This is a genomic window from Symbiobacterium ostreiconchae, assembly GCF_055396975.1.
This window is the reverse complement of sequence record NZ_AP042454.1, coordinates 2,647,441-2,664,224: the sequence shown is the minus strand read 5'-3', so window position 1 is coordinate 2,664,224 and position 16,784 is coordinate 2,647,441. Positions and strand designations below refer to the sequence as shown.

General features: G+C 68.8%; 20 protein-coding genes. All 20 read right to left on the bottom strand.

Going from position 1 to position 16,784, the window contains the following annotated elements; all coding sequences use genetic code 11:
- Window positions 1–23: 23 nt before the first annotated feature.
- The gene (gene dapB, locus ACZ5UM_RS12900) at window positions 24–788 is read right to left on the bottom strand and encodes a 4-hydroxy-tetrahydrodipicolinate reductase (RefSeq protein ID WP_464844672.1); all 765 of its coding nucleotides are present in this window, start codon (window positions 786–788) and stop codon (window positions 24–26) included.
- A gap of 155 nt (window positions 789–943) precedes the next feature.
- Window positions 944–1,408, bottom strand: coding sequence for a chemotaxis protein CheX (locus ACZ5UM_RS12895; RefSeq protein WP_464844670.1), 465 nt, complete (start codon window positions 1,406–1,408; stop codon window positions 944–946).
- 49 nt (window positions 1,409–1,457) lie between these two features.
- Window positions 1,458–2,237 (bottom strand): CheR family methyltransferase, encoded by a 780-nt coding sequence (locus ACZ5UM_RS12890; RefSeq protein ID WP_464844668.1) that lies wholly within the window; start codon window positions 2,235–2,237, stop codon window positions 1,458–1,460.
- 2 nt (window positions 2,238–2,239) lie between these two features.
- Window positions 2,240–3,328 (bottom strand): protein-glutamate methylesterase/protein-glutamine glutaminase, encoded by a 1,089-nt coding sequence (locus ACZ5UM_RS12885; protein WP_464844666.1) that lies wholly within the window; start codon window positions 3,326–3,328, stop codon window positions 2,240–2,242.
- A gap of 4 nt (window positions 3,329–3,332) precedes the next feature.
- Window positions 3,333–3,692, bottom strand: a complete 360-nt coding sequence (locus ACZ5UM_RS12880) for a response regulator (protein ID WP_464844665.1) — start codon at window positions 3,690–3,692, stop codon at window positions 3,333–3,335.
- Between the two features lie 30 nt (window positions 3,693–3,722).
- Window positions 3,723–4,220, bottom strand: a complete 498-nt coding sequence (locus ACZ5UM_RS12875; protein WP_464844664.1) for a chemotaxis protein CheD — start codon at window positions 4,218–4,220, stop codon at window positions 3,723–3,725.
- Window positions 4,217–4,813, bottom strand: a complete 597-nt coding sequence (locus ACZ5UM_RS12870; protein WP_464844663.1) for a chemotaxis protein CheC — start codon at window positions 4,811–4,813, stop codon at window positions 4,217–4,219. Before ACZ5UM_RS12870 ends, ACZ5UM_RS12875 begins: the two co-directional genes overlap by 4 nt.
- A gap of 11 nt (window positions 4,814–4,824) precedes the next feature.
- Entirely contained in the window at window positions 4,825–6,960 is a 2,136-nt protein-coding gene (locus ACZ5UM_RS12865; RefSeq protein ID WP_464844662.1) for a chemotaxis protein CheA, read from the bottom strand.
- A 20-nt stretch (window positions 6,961–6,980) separates the two neighbouring features.
- Complete coding sequence (locus ACZ5UM_RS12860; RefSeq protein ID WP_464844661.1) at window positions 6,981–7,454, bottom strand: chemotaxis protein CheW; 474 nt, start codon at window positions 7,452–7,454, stop codon at window positions 6,981–6,983.
- A 31-nt stretch (window positions 7,455–7,485) separates the two neighbouring features.
- Window positions 7,486–7,944, bottom strand: coding sequence for a chemotaxis protein CheW (locus tag ACZ5UM_RS12855; RefSeq protein WP_464844659.1), 459 nt, complete (start codon window positions 7,942–7,944; stop codon window positions 7,486–7,488).
- A gap of 94 nt (window positions 7,945–8,038) precedes the next feature.
- Entirely contained in the window at window positions 8,039–8,257 is a 219-nt protein-coding gene (locus tag ACZ5UM_RS12850) for a hypothetical protein (RefSeq protein ID WP_464844657.1), read from the bottom strand.
- A 13-nt stretch (window positions 8,258–8,270) separates the two neighbouring features.
- On the bottom strand, window positions 8,271–8,717 hold the full coding sequence (gene dut / locus ACZ5UM_RS12845) for a dUTP diphosphatase (protein WP_464844656.1): 447 nt from the start codon (window positions 8,715–8,717) through the stop codon (window positions 8,271–8,273).
- Window positions 8,710–9,990: a M16 family metallopeptidase gene (locus tag ACZ5UM_RS12840; protein ID WP_464844655.1), complete on the bottom strand. Its 1,281-nt coding sequence runs from the start codon at window positions 9,988–9,990 to the stop codon at window positions 8,710–8,712. The genes dut and ACZ5UM_RS12840 overlap by 8 nt, the downstream gene beginning before the upstream one ends.
- Before the next feature lie 69 nt (window positions 9,991–10,059).
- Window positions 10,060–12,294, bottom strand: a complete 2,235-nt coding sequence (gene pnp, locus ACZ5UM_RS12835) for a polyribonucleotide nucleotidyltransferase (RefSeq protein WP_464848376.1) — start codon at window positions 12,292–12,294, stop codon at window positions 10,060–10,062.
- A gap of 334 nt (window positions 12,295–12,628) precedes the next feature.
- On the bottom strand, window positions 12,629–13,117 hold the full coding sequence (locus tag ACZ5UM_RS12830) for a hypothetical protein (RefSeq protein WP_464844654.1): 489 nt from the start codon (window positions 13,115–13,117) through the stop codon (window positions 12,629–12,631).
- Window positions 13,114–13,623, bottom strand: coding sequence for an RNA polymerase sigma factor (locus tag ACZ5UM_RS12825; RefSeq protein ID WP_464844652.1), 510 nt, complete (start codon window positions 13,621–13,623; stop codon window positions 13,114–13,116). The genes ACZ5UM_RS12830 and ACZ5UM_RS12825 overlap by 4 nt, the downstream gene beginning before the upstream one ends.
- A 103-nt stretch (window positions 13,624–13,726) precedes the next feature.
- Entirely contained in the window at window positions 13,727–14,005 is a 279-nt protein-coding gene (rpsO, locus tag ACZ5UM_RS12820) for a 30S ribosomal protein S15 (RefSeq protein WP_464844651.1), read from the bottom strand.
- Window positions 14,006–14,107: 102 nt separating this feature from the next.
- Window positions 14,108–14,872: a pseudouridine synthase gene (locus ACZ5UM_RS12815; protein WP_464848375.1), complete on the bottom strand. Its 765-nt coding sequence runs from the start codon at window positions 14,870–14,872 to the stop codon at window positions 14,108–14,110.
- Window positions 14,872–15,864, bottom strand: a complete 993-nt coding sequence (locus ACZ5UM_RS12810; RefSeq protein ID WP_464844650.1) for a bifunctional riboflavin kinase/FAD synthetase — start codon at window positions 15,862–15,864, stop codon at window positions 14,872–14,874. The genes ACZ5UM_RS12815 and ACZ5UM_RS12810 overlap by 1 nt, the downstream gene beginning before the upstream one ends.
- A 20-nt stretch (window positions 15,865–15,884) precedes the next feature.
- Window positions 15,885–16,784 (bottom strand): tRNA pseudouridine(55) synthase TruB, encoded by a 900-nt coding sequence (truB, locus tag ACZ5UM_RS12805; protein ID WP_464848374.1) that lies wholly within the window; start codon window positions 16,782–16,784, stop codon window positions 15,885–15,887.

Genomic DNA, 16,784 nt, shown 5'->3' with positions numbered 1-16,784 from the left:
GGTCGCCCGGAAGCGGGGTGCGATCAGCCCCGGGGGAAAGCGACCTCCTCCAGGTCGAAGGCGACCCGTTTCTCCCGGAGCACCCAGCGGCAGGTCATCAGCACGCCGGGCACGTAAGCCTCCCGGGTCGGGGCGTCGTGCCGGATGGTCAGGGTCTGCCCCGGCCCGCCGAAGATGACCTCCTGGTGCGCCACCAGGCCGGGCAGCCGCACGCTGTGGACCGGCACCTCCGGGGCCGAGAGATCGCCCCGGCCGCGCTCCAGGCGCGCTTTCGTGCGCAGTGCGGTGCCCGACGGCGCGTCCAGCTTGGTCTTGTGGTGCATCTCGATGATCTCCACGTCCGGGAAGAACCGGTGCGCCTCCTCGGCGAAGCGCATGAGCAGCATCATGCCCACCGCGTAGTTGGCGATGAAGGCGCCGCCCAGCCCGCGTTTTCGACAGGACTCCGCCCACGCCTCGGTCTCACCGGGATGGAAGCCGGTCGTCCCCACCACCGGGGCGATGCCGGCCTCAATCGCCGCGGGGATGGTGCGCCGTGCCGCCTCGGCGAGGGAGAAGTCGATCAGCACGTCTGCCCGGCCGCCGGCGGCCAGGAAGGCCTCCACCGAGTCGTGGACCACCGGTCCGGGCCGCCCGCCCAGGTTCACCCGCTCGGCGAGCGGGCGGCCGGCGCCCTGCCGGGCGATCGCGCCCACAAGCTCAAACCCCGGCTCCTGCGTGAGCGCCCGGGCCAGCACCTGCCCCACCTTGCCCGTTGCGCCTGCGAGCACTGCGCGAATTGGCTGCAACCTTCTCACCTCTGCATCGGAATGGCTGAATAGGTAATACAAAACGGCTTGCGAACAAGGCCCAACCGGGGCTTGATCGCGAGCCGCTCCATTTGGCTACGGTATGATGACCGGCCCGTACAGTGGTTATACAATACCGCTGCCGGTACGCCCTGTCAATACGTCTCCCGCAATGCCACATGGACGGTGATCGACCCCAGTTGCGTCTCCAGGGGGATCACCAGCCGTTTGATGGAAAGCGTGGAGATGGCCGTGCCCTTGCCGACCACGACCGAAGGGGGCGCAATCTTGCACGGGTAACCCGCGGCCTCGAGCTCGCCGGAGGCGAGGCCGGTGATCACGTTACCCAGTTCGGCTACGGCGGATTCGCACATCTCGTCAAAGACGGGGATCTCCTCCCCCGTCATCGCGGAGACCAGCTTGCGCCCGGTCTCCTCGCTCATCCCATAGAGCACCAGGCCCTGTGCGCGGCCGACCACGCCGATGAGGACCGTGACCTCATCGGACTCCAGCGGCGAGTCCTCCAGGCGCACCTGGCCCTGCACGACCTCCATGCCCGTCTCCGTCTGCAGCACCTGTCCGGCCGATACCAGGAAGGGGTTGACAAACTCAGCCTTCACCTACGTGTTCCATCCCTTCTGCACTGATCGCCGCACCCCGCGGACGCCGCTACTTTTCCGCCCGGTAGAAGAACGGGGAGGCGCTGGCGAAGCCCAGTTCCCTGGCCTTGAGAAGACTTTCCGTTCCGCCGACGAAGAGAATGCCTCCGGGTTTCAGTGCGGCGTGGAACTTGCGGTAGAGCTCATCCTTGGCCTCTTCGGTAAAGTAGATCACCACGTTCCGGCAAAGGATGAGGTCCAGATCCCTGGGGAACGGGTCCGACAGCAGGTTGTGCTGCTCAAACCGCACCCGTGCCTTCAGCCGGTCGCTGACGGCGAAGCCGTCTTCCACCGGCGTGAAGTACTTCGCCCTGCGGGCCGGCGAGACGTTCTTGATGTCCTTCTCCTGGTAGATGCCTGCCCGGGCGACCCTGAGAATTTCCGCGTCCAGGTCGGTGGCCCAGATCTGGTGCCGCCCGTACGGATCGATCTCGTCGAGCAGCATCGCCACCGAGTAAGGCTCCGCGCCGTTGGCGCAGCCTGCGCTCCAGATTCGCAGCACAGGATTTCTTTTCAACAACTCCGGCAGAATGACCTGCTTCAGTTCCTCAAACTTATCGGGGTTGCGCAGCCACTCGGACACGTTAATCGTCAGAAAATCCTGGAACTCCTTCACCCGCGCAGGCGCCGTCTGAAGCAGGCGGGCATAGGCGGCCAGGTCGCTGACGCCGGCCCGCCGCATGATGGTCTGAAGCCGGCGCTCCATCTGCGTACCCTTATAACAGTCCAGGTCGATCCCGGTCAGCTGGAGCACCGTCCGCCGAAACACCGGGTAGCCCGGCAGGTTCACGATTAACCCTCTCCCACAGCGCGCGTAATCGCGTCAGCAATACGATGTACGGGCAGGACCTCCTGGGCCGCCCCCATCTCCACCACGACCCGCGGCATCCCGTAGACGACGCAGGTCGAGGCGTCCTCGGCAATGGTCCATCCACCGGCCTTCCGCAGCCGGGCCATCCCCTTGGCCCCGTCGTACCCCATGCCGGTGAGGATCACGCCGACCAGCCGCTCTTTCCAGACCGGCACCACAGATTCGAAGGTCACGTCGACCGCAGGGCGCACGCCGTGCACGGGCGGCCCCTGGTCCAGTGCGATCCGCCCGTCGGCGTCCACCGTCATGTGATAGCCGCCCGGCGCCACCAGCACCAGCCCGGCCCGCACCCGGTCCCCGGCCTCCGCCTCCTTGACGACGATAGGCGACAGCTCATCCAGCCGCTGGGCCAGCGACCGCGTGAATCCGGGCGGCATGTGCTGGACCACCAGCACGCCGGCCGGCAGGTCGGCCGGAAGCCGGGGGATGATCTGGTGCAGCGCGCCCGGTCCGCCGGTCGAACAGCCGATGACCACCAGCCGGCGCGGGGGCTGCTCTCCCGCAGCCATCTGCCGCCGCAGGCCCGAGAGTGCCTGCATCTTCTCTCTCGCCGAGAAGGCGGGCGCCGCCGGCGCCGTACTCCGCACGCGCGGCGTCGCCGTGGCCGCCGCCTTCACCTTGGCCACCAGCTCGTCCCGGGTCACGTGCATGTTCAGCGAAATGGAGCCCGACGGCTTGGCCACGAAGTCGACCGCGCCCAGGGCCAGAGCCCGGATGGTGGCCTCCGCCCCCTCCCGGGTGTGGCTCGAAACCATCACCACCGGCGTCGGGCGCCGAGCCATGATCTCCCTGAGGGTGCCGAAGCCGTCGAGCCGGGGCATTTCGATGTCGAGGGTGACCACGTCCGGCTGCAGCTCCAGCACCTTCTCCAGGCCGTCCTGCCCGTCGCGGGCCGTGCCGACGACGGTGATCAGGGGATCGGACTCCAGAAGCTCGGTCAGCACTTTCCGCATGAAGGCGGAGTCGTCGACCACCAGGACGCGGATCGGACGCTGCATGCGATCGCGCATCTCCTTACTGGCCCACGAACTTCCTGACGGTCGACAGGATTTTCTCGGGCTCAAAGGGCTTGACGACAAAGTCCTTCGCGCCCGCCTTGATCGCCTCGATGACCATCGTCTGCTGCCCGAGAGCCGAGACCATGACCACCTTCGCGTCGGGATCCAGGTTCTTGATCTCCCGGGTCGCCGTGATGCCGTCCATAACCGGCATGGTAATATCCATCAGCACAAGATCGGGCTTGTAGCTCTGATACATGGCGATGGCCTCCTGGCCGTTCTCGGCCTCGGCCACCTCGAACCCATGCTCAGTGAGCAGCTTCGAGCAACGCATACGCATAAAGGCAGCGTCGTCGACCAGAAGAATCTTGGGCATTCGGTTCCCTCCTGCGCGTTTTGAGACCCATTACAACTCACGTTCGCCGCGCCCCACTGTGCTGACGAGTACGCGACCCGTGTCGACGAACAGCTGGAGCGTGCGTCCGTGCGTCCCGCCCGTATCCTCGGCAGCCAGCCTGATCTGATGCCTGGCCAGGGCCGCCCGCACCGCTTCGATGTTCCGGGCGCCGATGTCCAGCCTCGGGTTCGACCCGGCCAGCCTCAGCATGCGGGCTCCCCCCGCCGCCTTGGCGACCAGACGGGACAGAGAGGCACCGGCGTCAACGAGCGCTGCCAGAGCCGCCTCAACCCCGGTGTCCGCAAACTTGCCGGGAGGCGCCTCGCGCCCCCTGCCCATGCTGCTGTCGGGCAGCACGACGTGTACCATGGCCCCGATCCGCACGACCGGATCGTAAAGGGCCAGCCCCACACAGGATCCCAAACCATAGCAGACCAGCACCTGATCAGGCTGATGAGCAACTTTCAACTCCCCGAGCCCCACCGCTTCCATCTGGTGACCGATCATCGGGTCGCCTCGAGCGTGGTGATGAGCCGGGCCATGGACTCGGTGTTGGGCATGAGCAGGAAGTGGCCCGGCACGGCGCCGTTGAAGGCGGTGGCGATCACCAGCGCCTCATCGCCGCTGACCAGCAGGTCGGTGGCGACGGTCTCCAGAATGGCCCCGGCCATGTCCTCGACCAGGAGCGGGGGCGTCGGCCGCACTTCCAGGCCGGAGCGGTCGGCGATGGCGTTGATGAAGGCGGATCCGCAGATGTTGCCGACCTCCTGCAGGGCAGACCGGCCCAGTTCGTCCAGTTCCCGGCAGGTGCCCGGCGCATGGCCGAGCAGCAGATCCACCATCGCCCGCGCCTCCTTCGGCTGGAAGAGCACGATCACATGGCCTTGAAGCTCGCCCTCGATGCCGACGTACACTGCCGTCACCACAGCGCCCGGGCCGCCGGCCACGCCCGGAAGCGCCCTCAGGGGCAGGAAGGAAAGTTGCGGCGCATCGAGCCTGATCTCGCCTGTCGTCATCTGGGAAAGCGATCTTGAACTTTCCGCCAGTGCCTGGGTGACCAGGTCCTCCAGGGCCTTCCACTGGCCGGGCTGCAGCTTCATCTGCCCTCCCCCTACTGCGCTGCCATCTCCAGCCGGCCCGCCTCACCCTGGACCGAGTTGACCAGGCTGGATACGTCAAGAATGATTGCCACGTCACCGTCGCCCATGATGGTCGCCCCCGAAATGCCGGGGATCTCGCCGATGAACCGGCCCAGGGGCTTGATCACCACGTCGCCCTCACCGATGAGGGAGTCGACCACCAAGCCGATCTGCCGGCCCATCACGGCGACGATCACGACGAAGATCTCCTCGGGCTCCTCCGTGCCCTCGGGCCGCTTCAGGCCGAAGGTCTCCGCCAGCCTGAGCAGGGGGATGACCTCGCCCCGCTTGACGATGACCTCCCGCTGGCGCACGGTCTGGATCGCGCTGGTGGGGATCCGGTCGGTCTCGACCACGGATCCCAGCGGGATGCAGTACGTCGTGCCCACCAGCTCCACCTGCAGCGCCCGGATGATGGCCAGCGTGAGCGGCAGCTTCACCCGGAACTCCGTACCCTGGCCCACGGTGCTGCGGATCTCCACCGAGCCGTTGATCCGCTCGATGTTCTTCTGCACCACGTCGAGCCCTACGCCGCGCCCGGAGATGTCGGACACCTGCTTGGCCGTGGAGAACCCGGGCGCCCAGATGAGGTTGATGGCCTCCGGGTCGGACAGCCGCCGGGCCGCCTCCTCGGAGAGGATGCCCTTGCGCACGGCGCTGGCCCGGATCTTCTCCGGATCCACGCCCCGGCCGTCGTCGCGCACCGAGATGATGATGTGGTTCTCCTCGTGGAACGCTTCCAGGATCACCGTGCCGGCCGCCGGCTTGCCCGCTGCCAACCGCTCCTCCGCCGGCTCGATGCCGTGGTCGACGGCGTTGCGGAGCAGGTGCATCAGCGGGTCGCCGATCTCCTCGATGACGGAGCGGTCCAGTTCGGTCTCCTCGCCCCGCACGATGAAGTGGATCTCCTTGCCAGCCTTCTGGGCGATGTCGCGGATCATCCGCGGGAACTTCCGGAAGAGGTTCTCCACCGGAATCATCCGGGCCCGCTGAATCTCCTCCTGCAGGTTGCTCGTCAGCCGGCCCAGCTGCGCCAGCGCCGAGGACATGACCTGCGAGAGCTCATCGCCTTCCCGCTCCACCTCCAGCCGGCTCAGCACCTGCTGCAGGCGGGTCCGTTCGATGACCAGCTCGCCCACGGTGTTCATGAGGTTGTCCAGCACATCGACGTCCACCCGCACCGTGCGCAGGCCGCTGCGGGTCGTGCGCATGGATGCGGCGCCGTTGTCGGCGGGGGGCGCCGCCCCGTTTGCCGGGGCAGCGACGGCCATGGCCGCGGCGGCGACCTCGTCAGCCGGGGACGGTCCCGCCGGCGCTGCGGCGGCCGTCGCCGCGGGGGCCGGCGGCTGATAGGGCCCCAGCGCCCGGACGGCGATCTCGGGGACCTCCTGCAGGACCTCCCGCACCCGCTGCAGGCTCTCGCCGGTCACGAAGAGGAGCTTCAGGTCGGTGCCGACCTTGTCGTTCTCCACTTCCTCCTGGGTGGGCACCGAGAGGAGGATCTCGCCGATGTCGCCCACCGCCAGCAGCGCCTGAAACGCCCGTACCGCAGGCATTGCGGCCTCCGGCGACAGGTCCACCTGCGCCTGCAGCACCTGCAGTCCCCTGTCCCGGGCCTCCTTCACCCTGGCCTCCTGCTCCGCGGTGAGGGCGGGGAGTTCCACCGCGCCTTCCGCCGGGACAGGCGCCGCGGGCGCCGGCGCAGCCTCCGCCCCTTCCAGCGCCGCCAGTTCACGCATGAGCGCGCCGGTGTCCACGGCGGCTGCCTCGCCGGTCGCGATCTCGTCCTTGAAGATCTTCAGCGCGTCCAGGCACCGGAACAGCGTGTCCACGAGCGGCGTGGTCACGCTGGCCTTGCCCTTCCGCAGCCGGTCCAGCACGTTCTCCATGGCATGGGTCAGCTCGGCCATCCGCTGATGCCCCAGCGTGGCGGAAGAGCCCTTGAGCGTGTGCGCCGCCCGGAAGATGTCCTGGATGATCTCCGGGTCCGGATCCGCCGCCTCGCTCTCCAGGCGGAGGATACCGGCCTCCATGGTCTGGAGCAGCTCCTCCGCCTCGTCGAGAAAGACCCGGATGTCCTCTGCGGTGATGTCAAAACCAGCGCCCATCTGTGGCTATCCCTCCCGGTCTACTGAGCGACGGGTGTCCTGCGCTCCTCGCGCACCAGGATCCGCCGGAGGTCCAGCAGGGTGATCAGGCGGTCCTTCAGCTTGGCCACGCCGAGCACATGCTCCCGGTCAATCTGGGAGAGCAGCGAGGACGGGGGCTCCACGGCCTCCGCCGGCACCCTGGCCACCTCCTCCACCGAGTCCACGACCATGCCCACCTGATCGCCGTCGACCTCACCGATGGCGATGCGCGTCGCCTTCGTCGCCGCCCTCATGGGCAGACCGAGCCGGCGGCGGAGGTCGATGACGGGGATGACCCGGCCGCGGAGGTTGATCACGCCCAGCACGTAGTCCGGGGTCCGGGGCACGTAGGTCACCCGCTGAAGGGGCACCACCTCGCGCACGACGGCAATGTCGGCTCCATAATACTCGTTGTCCAGCTGAAAGACAACGATCTGGTTGATCGCCTGCTGTTCACGCAGCTCCTGGACCACCTGCAACCCTCCTCACACCTGACCGCGTCCACTAGTGCAGCGCCGTTTCCAGCACCCGGGCCGGGTCCAGCACCACCACCAGGCGGTTCTCCCCGAGCTGCAGGATGCCCTCCACCACGGCCTCACCCAGCCCGCCGAGACCCGAGAGCAGCGGCGAAGGGGGCGACAGCTTCCCCTCGGCCACGCTCTCCACGGCCACGACGTCATCCACGATGAGCCCCGCGCTCTGCCCGGACAGCTCCAGGACGATGATCCGCCGGTCCGCCTCGGCGCGCCCGCATGTCAGGCCGAAACGCCGGCTCAGATCGACGACCGGCAGCACTTCGCCGCGTACGGAAATGACCCCTTCCACATACGGCGGGGCCTCGGGTACCGGTGTCGGCGCCGCCCAGGTGAGGATCTCCCTCACCCCCGAAATCGGCAGGGCGTATTCCTGTCCACCGAGGGTAAAGATGACCACCTTCTCCTCTGCCGCCGATACCCGTTCCATGGCTGTACCTCCGTTCGCGCGGCCCGACCGCGAATAACACTAGCATGACTAAAATATGTAAGCCTTGCTTCAACACACTGGGAGTGAAATCCTGCTACAAGCGCGAGGAGTTTCCCTCTGCCTGCCCGGTCCCCGCCCGCGCCCACCTGCGGCGGATGAGCGCCACCGAAAGCCGGTCGATCTCCTGGCTGATGGGCAGGAGACCGGTGAGCTGGCGCGGCGTCAGCGCGCCCTGCATCTCCTGGTGAAGCTGCTGCCGCAGCTCCTCGATGCGTGTCCGCGTCTCCCGCTCAAGCTCCGTGCCAACCTCCATACAGGCTCCCCTCCTACACCCGGCCCGTCGAACCGATGCCGCCGACCCGCTGCCCCCCCGGCTGGTCACCGGCGACGGTCAGATAGTTGACGAAGATTCCCTGCGCCACCCGCTCGCCCCGGGCGATGGTCACCGGCTCCGTGCCCAGGTTGACGAGCGCGACGAGGATGTGCCCCTCGTTGTCGGGGTTGTCCGCGTAATCGGCATCGATGACGCCGATGCCGTTGGCCAGGGCGAGCCGGCGCTTCACCGCCAGGCTCGACCGCACGGCCAGCAGCAGGACCTCCCCCTCGCCCATGTATGCCTTCAGCCCCGTGGGAACCAGGGCCACCTGCCCGGGTTGCACGGTGACCTCCTCGGCCGCCTCCAGGTCGTACCCCGCCGAGTGGCGGGTCTTGCGCTGGGGCAGCCGCACCCGGCCCTCATACGCGCGCACCGGCGCAAATCGGCGCTCAGTCATACAGAACCTCCCCGTAGCGTGCAAAGTCGTGCTGCATGGTGCAGGGCACCACGGCGGCCATCACGCGGCACTCCTCCACGAAGAGCCGGTGCGCCAGCTCGTTCACCTGCTCGAGGGTGACCGCATCCACGTGCGCGATCACCTCGTCGGGGCTGTACACGTACCCCCGGGTCAGCTCTCCCCGCCCCAGCCGGCTCATCCGGCTGGACGTGGACTCCAGCCCCAGCATCAGCTGTCCCTTCAGCTGCTCGCGCGCCTCGTCCAGCTCCGCCTGGGTCACGCCCTGCGTGCCCAGCTCCGTCAGCAGGCCGACGACCAGCTCCAGGGTCGCATCCACCATGCGGGGCGAGACGCCGGCGTAGACCCCGAAGGAGCCGGCGTTCCGGTACGCGGAGTGATGCGAGTACACCGAGTAGGCCAGTCCCCGCTTCTCCCGCACCTCCTGGAAGAGGCGGCTGGAGCTCGACCCGCCCACGATGGCGTTCAGGACGTAAAGGGCGTAGATGTTGGGATCGGTGAGCGGCAGCGCGGCGGTGCCCAGCACCAGGTGCGCCTGCTCGATCTGCTTCTGCCGGACCACGACCGCGGGGGCCTGCGGCTCCGGAGGGGCCCCGGGCACCGGCCGCTCCCCGGTCGCGGGCGCCACGTCCCCGAACCGCTCGGCCACCATCTCCACCACCCGCTCGTGCTCCAGGTGGCCCGCGGCGGCCACCACCATGTTGCCCGGCACGTAGTGGCGGGCCTTGTAGGCGAGGATCTCGTCGCGGGTCATCGCCTGCACCCGCTCCGCCGTGCCCACGATCGGCCGCCCGAGGGCGTGGCCGCGCCAGAGCGCCCCGGCGAACAGGTCGTGCACCAGGTCGTCGGGGACGTCGTCGTACATCTTGATCTCCTCGCAGATGACGTCCTTCTCCCTGGCGAGGTCGTCGGGGTCGAAGCGGGAGCTGAGGAGCATGTCGGCCAGGACGTCGAGGGCGACCGGCAGGTGCTCATCCAGCACCCGCGCGTAGTAGCAGGTGTACTCCTTCGCCGTGAACGCGTTCAGGGCGCCGCCCCGGCCGTCGATCGCCCGGGCGATCTCCAGCGCGGTGCGCCGCTCCGTCCCCTTGAAGAGCATGTGCTCGATCAGATGCGAAACGCCCATCTCCGCGGGCGTCTCGTAGAGGCTGCCCGTGCCGACCCACACGCCCACCGCCGCAGACCGCACGTGTCCCATGGACTCGGTGACCACCCGCAGGCCGTTGGGCAGCGTCGTCTTCCGATAAAAGGCCACTCGCCTACCCTCCCGCAAAGGCACAGAGGGGGGCCGAAGCCCCCCTCGCGTCCTACGGAGCGACGGGCTCTACCGACCCTGCCTGCCGTGACCGGGCCTGCCCCCGCCCGGCCGGCCGCCCCCCGCCTTCTGGGGGCCCGGCTTGCCCGGGCCGGGTTTCCCCTGACCCTGGCGGGCAGCTTCAGGGGACACCGGCCGCCCGGACGGCTGGGAAGACCCCTGCTTGGGCATGGCGTCCCTGATGGAGAGGTTGATGCGCCCGAGCCGGTCGATCTCGGTGACCTTCACGGTCACCTCGTCGCCGATGTTGACCACGTCCTCGACCCGGTTGACCCGCTTGTCCGACAGCTCGCTGATGTGCACCAGCCCCTCCTTGCCCGGGAGGATTTCGACGAACGCACCGAACTGCATGAGGCGGGTCACCCGGCCGGTGTAGACCATGCCGGGCTCGGGGTCCTTCACCAGGTTCTCGATCATCTGCCGGGCCCTCTCGCCCGCCTCCAGGTTGACGGCGGCGATGTAGATCGTGCCGTCGTCCATGATGTCGATCTCGACCTTGGTGTGGCCCACCTTGGTCTCCTCGATGATCTTGTTGATGGTCGAGCCGCCCTTGCCGATGACGTCCCGGATCTTGTCAGGATGGATCTTCATCGTGATGATGCGCGGGGCGTAGGGCGAGAGCTCCTTGCGCGGCTCGGGGATGCAGGCCAGCATCTTCTCCATGATGAACATCCGGCCCTCGCGCGCCTGGGTCAGGGCTTTCTCCAGGATCTCGCGGCTGGTGCCGGAGATCTTCATGTCCATCTGCAGGGCGGTGACGCCCTTCTTCGTGCCGGCCACCTTGAAGTCCATGTCGCCCAGGGCGTCCTCGATGCCCTGGATGTCGGTCAGCACCGCGTACCGGCCGGTCTCGGGATCCTCCACCAGGCCCATGGCCACGCCCGCGACCGGCGCCTTGATGGGCACGCCGGCCGCCATCAGGGCCAGGGTCGAGCCGCAGACCGAGGCCATCGACGACGACCCGTTGGACTCCAGGACCTCGGACACGACCCGGATGGTGTACGGGAACTCCTCCTCGGACGGGATCACCGGCTCCAGGGCCCGCTCGGCCAGGGCGCCGTGCCCGATCTCCCGGCGGCCCGGACCGCGCAGGGGACGGGTCTCGCCGACGGAGTACGGCGGGAAGTTGTAGTGGTGCATGAACCGCTTGGTCTCTTCCAGCGTCAGGTCGTCCAGCTTCTGCATGTCGCCCAGGGTGCCCAGGGTGCAGATCGAGAGCACCTGGGTCTGGCCGCGCTGGAACAGGCCGGAGCCGTGGGGCCGGGGAAGGAGGTCGACCGCGCACTCGATGGGCCGGATCTCGGCGAGGCCTCGCCCGTCGGGACGGATGCCTTCCTCGATGATGGCCCGGCGCACCTCCTCCTTCAGCACCTTCTTCAGGAGGTAGGCGATGTGCTTCTCCGAGTCGGGGAACTGCTCGGCCAGCTCGGCCTGGACGGCCTCGCCCACCGCGGCGACGGCCTCTTCCCGGGCCAGCTTGTCCGGGTTGCGCACCGCCTCCCGCAGCCGCACGGTCGCGGCCTCCCGCACCGCCTGCTCCAGCTCGGGCGGCGGCGTGAAGAGCTGCACCTCCCGCTTCGGCTTGCCCACCTCGGCCTGCATGCGCTTGATGGTGGGGATGATGGTGTTCCGGATCACCTCGTGGCCGAAGAGGATAGCCTCGAGCATGGTCTCCTCGGGCACCTCTTTGGCCCCGGCCTCCACCATGAGCACGGCCTGCTCCGTGGCGGCCACGACCAGGTGCATCTCGGAGCGTTCCTGCTGGTCTGCCGTGGGGTTGATGACGAACTCGCCGTCCACCAGCCCCACGATCACGCCCCCGATCGGCCCCTCGAAGGGGATGTCGGAGATGGTGAGGGCCGCCGACGCCCCGATCATGCCCATGATCTCCACGGGATGGTCGGGGTCCACCGACAACACGGTGCAGATCACCTGCACGTCGTTGCGGAAGCCCTCAGGAAAGAGCGGCCGGATCGGCCGGTCCGTCAGCCGGGCCCAGAGGATCGCCTTGCTGGTGGGCCGGCCCTCACGCCGGAACCAGTTGCCGGGGATGCGGCCCACCGAGTACATGCGCTCCTCGTAGTCCACGGTCAGCGGAAAGAAGTCAATGCCTTCTCTGGGGGCGGCGCTGGCTACAGCCGTGCACAGCACCACGCTCTCCCCGTACTTCACCAGCACCGACCCGCCGGCTTGTTTGGCCAGGCGGCCGGTCTCGAGGGTCATCGTGCGGCCCCCGAGTTCCATCGAAAACGATGCGGTCACGTTGGTCCTCCTTCTGTGCCCAGGACCGTCTGGTGCACCGGGCGCGTCCCTCGCCGGCCGCACCTGCGGCCGCGCGCGCCCGTCGCCGCTACCCAGCGGCTTCTCCCTTTGGCACTTTTTCTCCTAACCCATCTGGTTTCCACACTTTGACTAGCATCTCCTTCCTACGGAAGGAAATATGAGTGGTAGGCGCGCGGAGCTGCCACCGCCGGCTGCCCGGGGCGCCGTCGCGCGCCAAAGAGCCTGCCCGTCTCGCCGAGGGCGAGCGCGCAGGCTCTCTTTCCGCCCCGCTCGCGTGCACGGGTTCTTTCCCCGCCTACCGGGCGTTCCGGAACAGGGCCTCGGTCCATTCACGCAGGGGCGCCACCCACCGCTCCACGATCGCGCTGGGTTCGGCCCCGGTGACCGCGTCGTGGATCTTCAGGCCCAGCAACGTGAGCCCGCCGGCGGCGACGATGAGCATCGCCGCCACCGCCGCCACCTGCCCCAGCACCCACCGCCACTGGGGCGTGCGCCGCCGTGCCTCGCCAGGCGCCGCGCCGGCAGCCACAGAGGGAAGGTCCGCCGCCGCGGCCTGCAGCACCCGGTCCACCGCCGCGGGCACCGGACTCAGGTCCAGACTCGCCGGCAGGCTGCGCAGCCGCTGCAGGAGCGTCTCGACCTCGTGCACCTCCGCGCTGCAGTGGGGGCAGCGCTCCGCATGGGCGGCCAGGGCGGGGGGCAGGGTCAGCACCCCCTCGATCATGGCCGCGTCCACCTGCTGGCGCACCCGGTCGCAGGCGCCGCCGATCACGTAAGGTCTCACTGCACACCCTCCTTTTCGGATGAGGCGAGGGCCGTGCGCAGTCTCGCCATGCTGGCATGCAGCCGTGACTTCACCGTTCCCTCGGGCACCGCCATCACCTGGGCGATCTGAGGGATGGTGAGGTCCTGGAAGAAGCGGAGCACCACCGTGGTCCGCTGTTCCGGCGAGAGCAGCTGCAGCGCCTCCAGCAGCTCCCAGTCCGTCTCGGGCGCGGCGTAGCTGCCGGGCGTGTCCGCGGCAGCCAGGCCGGTCGGAACGGACCGACAGCGCCTCCGGCCGAGGTCGTAACAGGTGTTGATCAGGATGCGGTTCAACCAGGCCGGCCCCGCCGCGGGGTCGGCCAGGGAGTCGAAATACCGGAAGGCCTTCAGCCCGGCCTCCTGCAGGGCATCGGCGGCGTCGTGGGGGTTGCCGAGGATGCCCAGGGCCGTGCGGTAAAGGCGGGGCGCCATCTGGGAAAACAGGGCCGCAAAGGCCTCCCGGCGCTCGGCGTCCGTTCTGGCCACAGGTACACCACCTCTACCTACAAGACCGGCCGCCGGCCCCAAATCGTTCGGAAAACAGCGAGACCGAACCCCTTGGATTCGGTCTCGCGCTTCTTTGCTCGCTTCAGCGGATGACGGTCCGGATGTTCAGCCGCTCGATCAGCTTGGCGTACCGCTCCGGGGAGATCTTGTTCAGGTAGACGAGCAGTGCGCGACGCTGGCCGACCATCTTCAGCAGACCCCGGCGGGAGTGGTGATCCTTCTTGTGTACCCGCAGGTGCTCGGTGAGCTCGTTGATCCGGTGGGTCAGCAGCGCCACCTGGACCTCGGGCGACCCGGTGTCGGTCTCATGGGTCTTGAACTCGTTGATGATCCTCTGCTTCTCTTCCTGAGACAGCGGCACGGAAATTCAACCTCCTCCTGATCTGGGAAACGCCGGTGACCCAGTAAACCGCCGGAGTCAGCGGCAGACCGAGTCGCCGGTTGTTCGACGACGATAAGTGTATCACACCCCGGGCGGGCGGGCAAGCGCATCGTCGGGCGAATCGGGGTTCGGAAGCCGCGCCGACGCGTAGAGCGCGGCCACCTCTTCCGCCGTCAGCGGGCGGGCTGCGCCCCGGGGCAGGTCCCCCAGGCGCAGCGGGCCCATCGCGATGCGCTTGAGGTAGACGACCCGCTTGCCCCGGGCGGCGAACATCCGCCGCACCTGATGGTACTTGCCTTCATGGATCGTCACGAGCCCCTCCTGCAGCCCGGTGATCTCCAGGCGCGCCGGAAGGGTCACATAGCCATCCTGCAGGGCGATGCCCCGGGCGAAGGCCTCCTGATCCGCCGGCTCCAGGGGCTGGTCCACCCGGGCCAGGTACTGCTTGGGCTGGTGCCAGCGCGGCGCGAGCAGCCGGTGGGCCAGCGCGCCGTCGGTGGTCAGCAGCAGGAGCCCCTCGGTGTCCTTGTCCAGCCGGCCCACGGGCACCAGATCCCCGCGGCGCAGCTCCTCCGGCAGCACGTCCATCACCGTGGCCTGCCGGGAATCGGCCGTCGCGGTGATCACCCCGGACGGCTTGTGCAGCAGCACGTGAAAGTGCTGCTGAAAGCGCACCGGCCCGCCGTCCACCGCCACCGCCTGCGCCCTGGGGTCCACCTGGGCGCCGGGGTCGGTGACCACGGCCCCGTCCACGGTCACCCGTCCGGCCTTCAGCAGGGCCCGGATCTCCTTGCGGCTCCCGAACCCCATGTGCGCCAGCAGCCGGTCCAGCCGCACCCTGCCCATCACGGCCGGGCCTCCGTCCAGCGGGCCAGGAACGCGCGCGCCGCCCGCTCGTCCTCGCGGAGCTGCGCCACCAGGGCCTCCAGGCTCGGGAACGTGCGCTCCGGCCGCATGGGCGCCAGCAACTCCACCTGGACCTCCTGCCCGTACAGGTCGCCGCTGAAGTCAAACAGATGGGCCTCGCACCGCAACTGCGTGCCGCCGACCGTCGGGCGCATCCCCAGGTTCAGCATGGCCCCGTACACCGGACCGGTGCGGGGAGCGACGGTGGCCGGGGGCTGCAGCTTTCTCGGCTCCCCCAGCACCGTGACCCGGGCGGTGTAGACGCCGTTCGGCGGCAGGAGCCTTCCCGAGTCCAGCTGAATGTTGGCCGTCGGGTAGCCGAGCAGCCGGCCCCGCTTGTCGCCGTGGACCACAATCCCCCGGAACGCATACGGCCGGCCCAGCAGCTGGGCTGCGGCCTGGATGCGCCCCTTGGCCACGGCGAACCGCACCTCCGTGGAGGAGACGTTCTCGCCGTCCACCCGCACGGGCTGGAAGATGTGCACCGGAATGCCCAGGGGCGCGCAGAGCTGGCGCATGGTCTCGGCCGTCCCCTTGCCCCCCCGGCCGAACGTGTTGTTGAAGCCGACCATCACCTGCTGGGCCCGCAGCCGGCCCACCAGCACCTGGTGAACAAACGCCTCCGGCGTGAGGTTCGCGAAATCCTGGTCAAAGGGCAGCGCCAGGTGGACGTCGACGCCCATCTGGGCCATCAGTTCGGCGCGCTCCTCCAGGGTCATCAGCATCGGGGGCGCCACCTCCGGGCGCAGCACCTGCATCGGCAGGGGGTGAAAACCGACGGCCACGGACTGCCCCCCCACCCGGCGGGCCTCCGCAACCAGCGCCCGCAGGATGGCCTGGTGGGCCAGGTGCACGCCGTCCCACTTTCCGATAGCGATGATGTTGCCCGTACCCCGGACCGGGACGTCCTCGATGCGTGTTACCAGTTCCATGTCTCTACCTCATGATGGCATTATGAAAACACTTTCCGGAGCCGCAGACCTCCCCTGACGGCTTCCGCCAGCGCGAGCAGGTCGCCGTCCTCCGTCACGACCGCCACGACGGAGCCATCCGGATGCGCGACCCGAACCCGGGGGGCCACGCCGTGAAGCACCCGTGCGGCCACCTGCCCGGCGACCTTCACCCGGGGCATGTCCCCCAGGGCCGCGGCCGGCGGCAGAAGCGGCGCCTTCCCGGCGGCCAGCTCCTCCAGGGTGGCGGCGTCGGCCAGCCGGAACTGCCCCGAGCGCGTCCGCACCAGGTAGGAGAGGTGCGCGCCCACCCGCAGGAGCTGACCCAGGTCGTGGGCCAGGGTGCGCACGTAGGTGCCCTTCGAGCACACCACATCCACGTAGGCGACCGGCCTGGGCCCGGGCCGGAAATCCAGCAGCTGCAGCCGGTGGATGAACACCTGCCGGGGCTCCCGCTGCACCTCGACGCCCTCGCGGGCCAGCTCATACAGCCGCCGGCCGCCCACCTTCACCGCACTGACCATCGGGGGCACCTGCTCGATGGGACCGTGAAAGCGCGTGAGGGCGTAGGCGATGTCGCCGCGGGTCAGGTGCGAGGCGTCGGCCTCCGCCACCACCTCGCCAAAACTGTCCTGGGTGTCGGTCGCCGCCCCGAAGGTGATCTCCGCGCGGTATGCCTTGTCGGCCCCGGCGATGTACTCCGCCAGGCGGGTGGCCCGCCCGACGCATACCGGCAGGACCCCGGCCACGCCGGGATCCAGCGTCCCCGTATGGCCGACCTTCTTCACGCCCAAGGTCCGGCGGACGAACGCCACCACGTCATGCGACGTCATCCCCGGCGGCTTCAGGAGGTTGAGCACTCCGTCGGCCGGGGGACGCGCACCGCTGTCCTGCCGCGCCAT

Excerpts from the sequence above, each read along its gene's own strand:
- ACZ5UM_RS12885 (WP_464844666.1), bottom strand. The coding sequence starts at position 3,328 with ATGCGCGATCGCATGCAGCGTCCGATCCGCGTCCTGGTGGTCGACGAC.
- ACZ5UM_RS12880 (WP_464844665.1), bottom strand. The coding sequence starts at position 3,692 with ATGCCCAAGATTCTTCTGGTCGACGACGCTGCCTTTATGCGTATGCGT.
- ACZ5UM_RS12875 (WP_464844664.1), bottom strand. The coding sequence starts at position 4,220 with ATGATCGGTCACCAGATGGAAGCGGTGGGGCTCGGGGAGTTGAAAGTT.
- ACZ5UM_RS12870 (WP_464844663.1), bottom strand. The coding sequence starts at position 4,813 with ATGAAGCTGCAGCCCGGCCAGTGGAAGGCCCTGGAGGACCTGGTCACC.
- ACZ5UM_RS12865 (WP_464844662.1), bottom strand. The coding sequence starts at position 6,960 with ATGGGCGCTGGTTTTGACATCACCGCAGAGGACATCCGGGTCTTTCTC.
- ACZ5UM_RS12855 (WP_464844659.1), bottom strand. The coding sequence starts at position 7,944 with ATGGAACGGGTATCGGCGGCAGAGGAGAAGGTGGTCATCTTTACCCTC.
- ACZ5UM_RS12850 (WP_464844657.1), bottom strand. The coding sequence starts at position 8,257 with ATGGAGGTTGGCACGGAGCTTGAGCGGGAGACGCGGACACGCATCGAG.
- dut (WP_464844656.1), bottom strand. The coding sequence starts at position 8,717 with ATGACTGAGCGCCGATTTGCGCCGGTGCGCGCGTATGAGGGCCGGGTG.
- pnp (WP_464848376.1), bottom strand. The coding sequence starts at position 12,294 with ATGGAACTCGGGGGCCGCACGATGACCCTCGAGACCGGCCGCCTGGCC.
- ACZ5UM_RS12815 (WP_464848375.1), bottom strand. The coding sequence starts at position 14,872 with ATGGGCAGGGTGCGGCTGGACCGGCTGCTGGCGCACATGGGGTTCGGG.
- ACZ5UM_RS12810 (WP_464844650.1), bottom strand. The coding sequence starts at position 15,864 with ATGGAACTGGTAACACGCATCGAGGACGTCCCGGTCCGGGGTACGGGC.
- truB (WP_464848374.1), bottom strand. The coding sequence starts at position 16,784 with ATGGCGCGGCAGGACAGCGGTGCGCGTCCCCCGGCCGACGGAGTGCTC.